Origin of the sequence: Sphingobacterium haloxyli (assembly GCF_002980525.1) — a bacterium.
GTDB lineage: Bacteria > Bacteroidota > Bacteroidia > Sphingobacteriales > Sphingobacteriaceae > Sphingobacterium > Sphingobacterium haloxyli.
In genome coordinates this window covers 1-8,919 of the sequence record NZ_PVBQ01000031.1, presented here as the reverse complement: position 1 = coordinate 8,919, position 8,919 = coordinate 1, and the positions used below count along the sequence as shown (strand labels likewise).

Below are 8,919 nucleotides of genomic sequence, written 5' to 3'. Positions count from 1 at the left end.
TGAATAGTATGTTTGCCATATTGTTTGGGTGCACCTAAAAATAACCATTTTTTAGGACAAACAATAAAAATCCCCGACACTTTGCCGTATCGGGGATCTTTTTTTAAAAGGCTTTTTAGACAGCCTCATTGGAAAAGTACGATCACTGATTTTTGCGACAACTGAACCGGCTTCTAATTCTCCTTGGGCAAACACGTTACCTATATCCTTACCAATGTAATGTCCCCCTATCAAACAACGAAGATATCTGTTGCCGATTTAACCAGACAGTACCTTTATCAAATTGTATCTCAATCTGGGTTCGATTATCTTTTGATTGATACATTAAGATCTTGCTCATAGCTTTAAATTCTTTGGTTGAAGCGAGCTTCAATTGGTCACTTTAAAGTTGGACGCTATTATAGTATAGACGCAAATACACTATTCTTTTATACTAAAAAAATAGCAACGATAACCAGAGAGATAGCTATTGGTAAATATTTGTGACAAGATAGAGGATCAAATCAGTTATTATTACCGTTCTAGATCCTTCCTCATCTCCTCTACAAAAGCACTGTCAATGCGAAAATAAGTAGAATCGCCCTTACGAAGACTCTGTAATTTTTCTATAACATCATCAGCTCGTAGATTTCTCCGCATGTTCCGGTCGAAATTAAAACTAATTTCGACCTCTAGTTTGTCTAAATCAACGGCCTTTAATTGCGAAACGTGTATATGGATGCCTTCACTGAGCTGAAGGAAACGGTCTTCTTTCAAGGTAGCCCGCACACTGCCGTCGTCGTGAAGGGGAACGTCGATACCTGCCCGAAATATGGCGTAATCCCACTGTTCGGTAAATACGTACATCACGGTGGTGAGGTCTTCCTGTGATTCTGCGTACTGTGGTATACCTGCTTCTTCTCTTTTCCTACTAACCTCAGCGAGTTCTCTTCCTCTTTCTGCTACGGCCTCATGCCGCGGATCTTCTGTTTCTACTTGCTTTTCTCGAGCTTTGTCTTTCTTCCGAAAAAAATTGAACATGATAATGGTGTTTAGTTATTCTTCTAAGATACTAAAAAAGATTGGTTTATAAAGTATGGGAGGTTCAAGCTGATGTTTACCCCGGACCCGCGGCACAACTACGACCGCGGCAGCCAGTGTAAGGTGCATGGCCAGATTCGCGAGGATGAGGGTATGACGGATCGTACGCCTTATCCGCAAGAGCATGAGATTGGGCTGCCGAGGAGGAAGATGGGGTTGACGGAGCAACCGCTGATATAAAAGTAAGAATTTCCGCATTTATTTCATTGGGAAAGTCCATGGGCAACGAATGGGTTCCACCCTCCCACTCTTTAGCCTGTAAGCACTTAATGTGCTCTCTAGCAAAGGCAACTGCTTTTTCAGCATCATGCATAACGCTTTTTGCTCCCATAGCTACGTAAACAGGCATTTGCCACGTACATAGTTGTTCGGCAGTGATTCTTTCAGGCAGTCCCGGTAACTTTTCGGCATAATATTCTGTTCCCTCTGCTATCATACGGGCTACCGGATCGTCGTAGTCTATCTCGGCCGCCCCGCTGATATCTTCTATCATCCGCTCTCGCCAGCGTTTAGGCAAAAATGGAATTGCCGATGGAATCGTCTTTAGGATTGTCGTTGTCTTCAGTCCTTGAAAGACACAAATCGGCTCCAGGAGTACCAAGGACGCTATCTTTTCAGGATAGCGCGTAGCATAATTGGCAGCAGCCCATCCTCCAAATGAATGCCCCACAATATGCGCTTGGGTTACGTGCAAGGACGACATAACTTCGTGTAGCCAACGGGCTTGGTCGGCTCCATCCCCAATTTGGACAGTCTGAATACTCATCCCGGCATCGCCTAAAGCATCTATAGCATAGACGGGATGTTTGGCGAGAAAAGCAGGTAAATTGTCAGACCACATCGGTGCACCAGCCGAGCGGCCTGGTATTAAAATGATAGGCGCAGCGGATTCTGTTTTTTCAGTTTGCCATTTATATACGCGAACAACTCCGTAGCTGGTACGAATATCAAGGGTGTGACTGGGTGTTGGAAGTAATCCCATCGCTTTGCTGTATGTCTTCTTATAGGTTAAATATCCGCTACTTGAACGCCAGTATCCCACAGGACATGAATCATACAAAGCTATCCCTGCGAGACTCATCATAATCGCGCTCAGAATAAGTATCGATACCCACAGCTTACGTTTACGCCTTTTTAATGTCATTTTGATGAAATTAAAAACTATGTAAAACACCGAAACTCAAAACTCCATGCCCATGGTGAGTCCTGTCATAATGAAAACCAACTCTATCTCTTCGGACCGCTTCATTATATCGCTTTACAGCCCGGTCCAAATGAACGTCAGATTTGATGTTAAAATAGCTCGATGCCGCACCAATGCCGCAAATTGTAGCCCAGTAAGTAGGACCTGATATGCTACCGCGATCGAAATACGCGTATAATGAAAAACCCATAGAAATCAGATTGATGATTTTAGCGGTGTTCCTTGATCTTTTGAATACTAGAAAATTATCGTCTACGATCGAATCTTGAAGCTGAGAAAGGGGAATTTGCAATCCGTAGGGACTCTCAATTTTTTTGCCTTCATAGAAATATTTCTTGCTCAAAAACTTCTGCTTCGTCTCTATGGGAAATAAATGGCTTTTATCATTTTGAGCAAATGATTTTACACAGAAACCGATCAGAACAATGATTAGAATATTGACTTTCATAAAACGACTTACTTCTTGCATGACACAAAGGTGCAAAGTCGTTTGCTCTGAAAATTGTATATTTCCGGCGTATTTTACACGTCTGGTTTTAGTGCTGAATAGTTCCTATGGTATGCTTTTGGGGTATGGCCCGACAGGGCTTTAAAATCGCGGTTAAAATGGGCCTGGTCGTAGTAGCCACATAATGTGGCAATATCTGTAAACGACTGGGTGTTAGTTTCAAAACAGTTTTTAGCATATTCAAAGCGGACAATCTTAGCGTAGGATTTAGGGGTAAAGCCTATCATTTCATTGAATTTCCTTTCAAACTGCCGTTCAGATAACGATACTTTTTTTAACAGGCTTGCCAAATCAGTAATGCCATTTCGTAAATTAATTAGGTGTACAGCGTCTACTATTCTTCCGTCAAGGGGCTTAGTGACGTCCATTTGATTAATTAGGAATTGGCTGGTTGCACCCACTCTCTCTGTAAAATCACGGGCGGTATAGATGCGTTCTATCAGTGCTGTTCCTTCGCTTCCGAGTAAGATATCCAAAGTAAGTATTTGATTGGTAAGCTCAGTGGCTGGCACTCCGAACAACAAAGGCACGGCAAACGGGTAAAATTTGACTCCAAATATACCCGCGCTTCCATTTGTGATAAAGTCCTCGGGGCTATTAGTTTGGCCATGGAAAACCGCCGCTTTCTCAAAACTTACGAAAGAACTATTCTGGGCATTGCCAAATCCGCCTTCGAAATAAAACTGCAGCCCCGAACAGCTTGATGCCGTGGAAATATGGGTAAAGTTCTTTTTGTTTGCGAAGTCCACTTGAACTTGCCAAAAATATTGAACAAATGAACTTAGGTGTGCTGGTGGCAATGAAATGTTGTAGTGCATATTGTTGTTTTGTGCATAAAAAATACCCTCGTTCACTAAAAATAATAGATATGTATGATAATCCTGTTTAATTTCTTGTAAATCCGTCTAAAGACTTCTCCGTAATTCCTTGTTTATTCGCTGTTAATTTTGCCAAATCACGAACATGTTGGGTTGTCACTTTGTTATACGTTGCAAATACCAAAAGGTAGCGATGATTGAGCTGTTTGTTTGTTAAAAATAAAAGTCTAATTTTTCCTTAGTTACTTTTTCGTTGCTGTAGTAATAATCAGTTTACCAACAGTCCTGCCAGTTTCTTGCTGTAAATGAGCTTTTTGTATGTGTTCAAAACTATATATTTTGTAAATATGCGGTTTTAGAATTCCTTCTTCTAGCAATGAAGCAATTTTTTTCATATCATCTCCATTAGATTGCACCAGAATAAAATAGCCTTTCACTCCTTTAGAGGCAGCTTTCGCGGTTACTTCTTCATTCAGACCAGTAGGGATGCTGATGATATCTCCGCCTTCCTTAGTCACTTCAAGAGAGTGGTCTATGTTATTTCCTCCGATGGTATCGAGAACAAAATCAAATTCCCTTGGATGGGCGGTCCAATCATAGTCGTTGTAGTCAATATGCCCATCAGCTCCTAGGTTCAATACGAAATCCCTGTTTTTAGCAGAGGATGTCCCAACCACGGTAGCTCCTAAATATTTAGCAATCTGAACGGCAATATGTCCAACTCCTCCAGAGGCCGCATGGATAAGTACTTTTTGACCTTTATGTACTTTGGCATTTGTTACAAGGGCTTGCCAAGCAGTCAAAGCGACCAAAGTTGTCGCAGCAGCAACTTCATGGGAAATGTTCTTAGGTTTAATAACCAGTTGCGAAGCAGGGGCCGCTATGTATTCTGCATATGCCTTTCCATGCCCGGGAAAGTTTACCATCCCGAATACTTCGTTGCCAATCTGAAATCTGTCATCAAGACTTTCTACAACCGTGCCAGAAATATCCCATCCTAAAACAAGAGGGCTTTCATCTTTTATCCTTCCATATATTCCTTTTCCATTACGGGTTTTTATATCGACAGGATTGATACTTATTGCTTTAACTTGAATTAATACTTCTCCAGATTTAATGGTTGGTTTGTCCATATCCTGAATGACTAAGTTCTCTACACCACCGGGTGCTTTTAATACTATTGCTTTCATTTTTATGTTTTTAAAGTAATGGTAAGCAAACAATAATCCTGCCTACCGATTGACCCTGTTAATTTGTTGGCAGTTTTTATTGTTCTTTTGTAACCTCTATTCCTATTTTACCATAGAAATTTTCATCACCTGTTCTGTATTCCAGTAGACTATGTGCTTTACCAATCTCTGACAATGGAAATACCTTACTTAAAACTGGTTTTAGCTTTCCGGACTCTATTAATTTTGTTAGCTCATCCAGTTTATTTCGGTTCTGTCTGGTAAATACAAAATGGTACGTAGCGTTTTTCCCCCATGCGTGAATCAGGTTTTGTGGCTGTTCAATATCAACCAAGGTTACGACCTGTCCCATTTGACTTAAAATCTTTCCACTATCTGAAAGTGTGGTCCCCCCTATCGTATCGATCACCACGTCTACACCTTCGTTATTGGTCAGTTCTAAAATTGCATCGATATAGTTTTCCGCTGTATAATCAATGATATAATCCGCACCCAAACCTTTTAAAAATTCGTGATGTACGGCTCTCGCTGTTGTATAAACCGTCGCTCCAATAGCTTTTGCTATTTGAATGGTTGGTACTCCAACACCACCTGCACCACCGTGTATCAAAATCGTTTGATTAATCTTAAGATGTGCTCTGCTGTAAAGCATTTCCCAGGCTGTACCGGCGGCTAAAGGAAATGTAGCAGCTTCTAAATGGCTCACATTTTTGGGTTTGATACCGATGATGGATTCCTTGGCAACATGATATTCTGCATAGCTTCCATTTCCGTTAAAGATTTCTGGCGTATAATATACTTCGTCGCCAACTTTAAAATTTTTGACACCTGTACCGACTTCCACAATAACGCCAGACACATCATGACCGGTAACGACCGGAAGCTGTAACTCATTTTTATAATCTCCTCTCCGAACCTGATAATCTAGCGGATTGACTGATGTTGCCATCACTTTTACTAATACTTCATCAACACCTGGTTTGGGGGTTGGCACATCTAATAGTTCAAATTTTTCTACCGAGCCGAACTCGTTTAATACTGCTGCTTTCATACTTATAACATTTTTAGATTAAACTTTTTTGTGTTTTGTGGAGTGATTCTACCTTCATTACTTCTGTTTTTTGTATTTACCTAATTAGGTAAATACCTAAATTATCATCCAAATTTTTTTACAGTTTATTTTTTATAAACTCTGATAGCTCTTGAATGGACTTTTCATTTCTTCTATAATAAGTCCACTGTCCCCTGCGTGTAGCAATCAAAATATTTGCTGCTGACATGGTTTTTAAATAATCTGAAACAGTCGGAATAGACATACCAGCCTTTTTGGCAATATCCGATACACACACACCTAGCTCTGGTGTATATTCACTTAACTCCTCTTCGGGAAAATGATTAAAGGGGTCTTTTAACCATTCCAGAATATTTAAACGTGTTTCATTTGATAACGACTTTATAATCTCTAATAATTTCATGTTACAAATTTAGGTAATTATCTAAATACCTGCAAATTTTTAACAACTTTTTCGTCTTTTTTAATTACTATCTCTTTTCTTCTCTCCAATAATCCCTAAATGCGTATTTTGGAAACTGTCAGTATATTTTAAACCATATCCTAAAGTTCTGTCAAAAGCAATATGAGCAAAAAGTATGATTGCAATAAGTTTCCAATAATCGCTACCATAAGTAATCGCATACAAAGCGACTATTGTCGCTACCAAACGATGATGGGTCAGGTTATAGGTAAACGCCCCTATTTTATTACTTATAACATATCCGATCATACCAATGTCGGGCAATAACAGTAGTGCAGGAAACCACCACCATGCAAAATTTAATTTGCTAAATAAAAAGATACATAATAGAAATATTGCAATTTCTTCTAATTTTAATAAATTTTTCATTTCAGTGACGGTTTGCTATTTTAGATCGAACTACAATATTACACATTCTGTTCCGTCAAAAACGATGACATAGGTCGATAAATTGATATTTACGCTCGCTGCATGTTTACTTCTTCTTTTTATGTGCTAGACTTTTGGCGGTGCTGTCGATAAATGCGACGAAATCCTCCTCCGCTTTGAATAGGTTTGACGAACAACGTCCGAATTCTGCTAAAGATTACGACTTATAGGGTTGTATCAGCCTCATTTATTTCGAGGTCATTAATACTCGCATATCGTTTTTTCATTAAGCCGTCTTCGTCAAACTCCCAATTTTCGTTTCCGTAGGCTCTAAACCATTTACCCTCTTTGTTTCTATATTCATATTCAAACCTAACGGCAATTCTATTATCAGTATGCGCCCAATATTCTTTTTTGAGTTTGTAGTCCAATTCTTTTTCCCATTTCTCGGTCAAAAATCTTACAATTTCTTCCCGACCATTAATAAACAAGTTTCGATTTCGCCATTCACTATCAACGGTATAAGCCATTGACACCTTTTCAGGATTTTGGGTATTCCAAGCATCTTCCGCCATTTGGATTTTCTGCTTTGCTGTCTCCAACGTAAATGGAGGTAAAGGATGTTTCTGTTCCATGGTATTAAATTAGGTTGTTCACGATTTTTTTTGATCTCTCGACCAACTCGTTTGAGTTAAAAAGTTGGCTTTCTGTAATTGAGCTTTCAAATAACAGATAGATGTGAGCGGATAGTTGTTCCTCTCCGAGTTCTTTTTCAAAGAATTTTCTAAGGTCGTTTTTGTGCTTCTTTATAACTGAAAGTATAGCGTCTTGTTCTTTTGATATTTCCGACAAGATGTTCAAAAAACTGCACCCCCTAAAATCTTCGATTTCGTTCATATAGCGAATGAAATCAAAGGCGTTAAATATTCTTTTTTTGGTAGTTTTCGATTTTGACACGTATTTCATCAATTCAGAAAACCAATATTCGTGTCTTGCCTTTAAAAAGGCGACACATAGTTCGTCTTTTGATTTAAAGTGTTGGTAAAAACTCGCTTTGGCAACATTGGCTTCGCTGATAATCTGATTAATCCCGGTGCGATTATAACCCTGTTGACGGAACAACAGTGAAGCCGTATCCATAATTCTCTCTCTGGGGCTGCTCATGTTTATATTCTTTATGAAGACAAATGTAGAGAATAAAAAACAAACAGACAAGTCTGTCTGTTTGTTTTTTATAAATGGCTTCTTTTATCCATCAAGCCGTCTATACTTTCCGGCTGGTTTGCTTTTCATGCAATGAATTGCATGGTTTGTTGTAGTCCATCCAACCGTTTTTGTTCGGAATTGTCCGGCTCAATCAACTTAATATCTCTATCTCCCCAAATTATATGGAAAATTACCGATGCCAGCACTACTACATTCGCTATAATCAAAAATGTATTCATCTCAATTCTTCATCAAAAATTACTACGCTCCCACTTTTGATATAAAACTATGGGATACCAATCCTTTCATTACACGCTGAAAGTTTTAGAAATGGAGCGGTAACTGGTTCTTAATTATTATTCCAGTGTTTATTCTGGTGCTGAATATTTTACAATATCTATGCCGATACCATTAGGGTCTTGTATTGCAAAGTGCCTGTCGCCCCACGGTTCGTTTCGGATGTCAATCTCTATTTTAATGCCTTTTTGCTTTAAATCTTGATAAACTTTATCCACATCTTCTACTTCGATAGTGAGGTACATTCCCTGACCCTCAAATGGTTTTTGAAAAATTGGCTTCTGACTTGGGTGGTTTGGCAATAGGAAACTAATTTCCGCTTCCTTATTTGGTGTATGCAATAAGATATAAAACTCGTTTTCAAAAGTTACACCAAAGTCTAAGGTTTTAGTATAAAACGCTTTTGTTTCTACCAGTTTTTCTGTGATAATGCCTGCATTTAGTTTCATCTTGATTTCTTTTTTAGTAGTTGATTTAGTTTGTGAAAACGCTTCTGTTGTTAAGCAAAGCGTTACAATTATTAATATGAGCCGTTTCATTTTTTTATTTTTTATTTGATTTAACGAATTGCGCGTAATGGAAACTTCGTATCCGCCCTGTGAGCCACGTCTATGAATAATCTTATGTTGTTTCTAGCTTTGCTGGATGAGCAAAGAAGAAAAAAGAGTCCAGATGTTTGCTATGATAGCAGACTGGCAGCAGAGCGGCCTGA

At 39.0% G+C, this 8,919-nt stretch carries 12 protein-coding genes; all 12 read right to left on the bottom strand.

The window, feature by feature from the left end; translation table 11 throughout:
• Nucleotides 1-513: 513 nt before the first annotated feature.
• Nucleotides 514-1,020 carry a hypothetical protein gene (locus tag C5745_RS19640; RefSeq protein ID WP_105718722.1) on the bottom strand — a complete coding sequence of 169 codons (507 nt, stop codon included), beginning with the start codon at nucleotides 1,018-1,020 and terminating at the stop codon, nucleotides 514-516.
• A 76-nt stretch (nucleotides 1,021-1,096) separates the two neighbouring features.
• Nucleotides 1,097-2,224, bottom strand: a complete 1,128-nt coding sequence (locus C5745_RS19635) for an alpha/beta fold hydrolase (RefSeq protein WP_105718721.1) — start codon at nucleotides 2,222-2,224, stop codon at nucleotides 1,097-1,099.
• A 10-nt stretch (nucleotides 2,225-2,234) separates the two neighbouring features.
• On the bottom strand, nucleotides 2,235-2,753 hold the full coding sequence (locus C5745_RS19630) for a hypothetical protein (RefSeq protein WP_105718720.1): 519 nt from the start codon (nucleotides 2,751-2,753) through the stop codon (nucleotides 2,235-2,237).
• A gap of 53 nt (nucleotides 2,754-2,806) precedes the next feature.
• The gene (locus C5745_RS19625; RefSeq protein WP_133166410.1) at nucleotides 2,807-3,610 is read right to left on the bottom strand and encodes a helix-turn-helix domain-containing protein; all 804 of its coding nucleotides are present in this window, start codon (nucleotides 3,608-3,610) and stop codon (nucleotides 2,807-2,809) included.
• A gap of 242 nt (nucleotides 3,611-3,852) precedes the next feature.
• The gene (locus C5745_RS19620; RefSeq protein WP_105718718.1) at nucleotides 3,853-4,800 is read right to left on the bottom strand and encodes an NADP-dependent oxidoreductase; all 948 of its coding nucleotides are present in this window, start codon (nucleotides 4,798-4,800) and stop codon (nucleotides 3,853-3,855) included.
• 76 nt (nucleotides 4,801-4,876) lie between these two features.
• Nucleotides 4,877-5,851, bottom strand: coding sequence for a zinc-dependent alcohol dehydrogenase family protein (locus C5745_RS19615; protein WP_105718717.1), 975 nt, complete (start codon nucleotides 5,849-5,851; stop codon nucleotides 4,877-4,879).
• 118 nt (nucleotides 5,852-5,969) lie between these two features.
• Nucleotides 5,970-6,275, bottom strand: coding sequence for an ArsR/SmtB family transcription factor (locus C5745_RS19610; RefSeq protein WP_105718716.1), 306 nt, complete (start codon nucleotides 6,273-6,275; stop codon nucleotides 5,970-5,972).
• 60 nt (nucleotides 6,276-6,335) lie between these two features.
• On the bottom strand, nucleotides 6,336-6,704 hold the full coding sequence (locus C5745_RS19605; protein WP_105718715.1) for a DUF4260 domain-containing protein: 369 nt from the start codon (nucleotides 6,702-6,704) through the stop codon (nucleotides 6,336-6,338).
• Between the two features lie 224 nt (nucleotides 6,705-6,928).
• Complete coding sequence (locus tag C5745_RS19600) at nucleotides 6,929-7,339, bottom strand: nuclear transport factor 2 family protein (protein ID WP_105718714.1); 411 nt, start codon at nucleotides 7,337-7,339, stop codon at nucleotides 6,929-6,931.
• A gap of 4 nt (nucleotides 7,340-7,343) precedes the next feature.
• Nucleotides 7,344-7,868, bottom strand: coding sequence for a TetR/AcrR family transcriptional regulator (locus tag C5745_RS19595; protein ID WP_105718713.1), 525 nt, complete (start codon nucleotides 7,866-7,868; stop codon nucleotides 7,344-7,346).
• 125 nt (nucleotides 7,869-7,993) lie between these two features.
• Nucleotides 7,994-8,149, bottom strand: coding sequence for a hypothetical protein (locus tag C5745_RS20355; protein WP_165793154.1), 156 nt, complete (start codon nucleotides 8,147-8,149; stop codon nucleotides 7,994-7,996).
• A gap of 129 nt (nucleotides 8,150-8,278) precedes the next feature.
• Complete coding sequence (locus C5745_RS19590; protein ID WP_207795862.1) at nucleotides 8,279-8,746, bottom strand: VOC family protein; 468 nt, start codon at nucleotides 8,744-8,746, stop codon at nucleotides 8,279-8,281.
• Nucleotides 8,747-8,919: the final 173 nt, after the last annotated feature.

What these genes read in the sequence shown, in the direction of transcription:
- C5745_RS19595 (WP_105718713.1), bottom strand. Translation starts at nt 7,868, where the DNA reads ATGAGCAGCCCCAGAGAGAGAATTATGGATACGGCTTCACTGTTGTTC.
- C5745_RS19635 (WP_105718721.1), bottom strand. Translation starts at nt 2,224, where the DNA reads ATGACATTAAAAAGGCGTAAACGTAAGCTGTGGGTATCGATACTTATT.
- C5745_RS19600 (WP_105718714.1), bottom strand. Translation starts at nt 7,339, where the DNA reads ATGGAACAGAAACATCCTTTACCTCCATTTACGTTGGAGACAGCAAAG.
- C5745_RS19625 (WP_133166410.1), bottom strand. Translation starts at nt 3,610, where the DNA reads ATGCACTACAACATTTCATTGCCACCAGCACACCTAAGTTCATTTGTT.
- C5745_RS19615 (WP_105718717.1), bottom strand. Translation starts at nt 5,851, where the DNA reads ATGAAAGCAGCAGTATTAAACGAGTTCGGCTCGGTAGAAAAATTTGAA.
- C5745_RS19605 (WP_105718715.1), bottom strand. Translation starts at nt 6,704, where the DNA reads ATGAAAAATTTATTAAAATTAGAAGAAATTGCAATATTTCTATTATGT.
- C5745_RS19610 (WP_105718716.1), bottom strand. Translation starts at nt 6,275, where the DNA reads ATGAAATTATTAGAGATTATAAAGTCGTTATCAAATGAAACACGTTTA.
- C5745_RS19590 (WP_207795862.1), bottom strand. Translation starts at nt 8,746, where the DNA reads ATGAAACGGCTCATATTAATAATTGTAACGCTTTGCTTAACAACAGAA.
- C5745_RS19620 (WP_105718718.1), bottom strand. Translation starts at nt 4,800, where the DNA reads ATGAAAGCAATAGTATTAAAAGCACCCGGTGGTGTAGAGAACTTAGTC.
- C5745_RS19630 (WP_105718720.1), bottom strand. Translation starts at nt 2,753, where the DNA reads ATGCAAGAAGTAAGTCGTTTTATGAAAGTCAATATTCTAATCATTGTT.
- C5745_RS20355 (WP_165793154.1), bottom strand. Translation starts at nt 8,149, where the DNA reads ATGAATACATTTTTGATTATAGCGAATGTAGTAGTGCTGGCATCGGTA.
- C5745_RS19640 (WP_105718722.1), bottom strand. Translation starts at nt 1,020, where the DNA reads ATGTTCAATTTTTTTCGGAAGAAAGACAAAGCTCGAGAAAAGCAAGTA.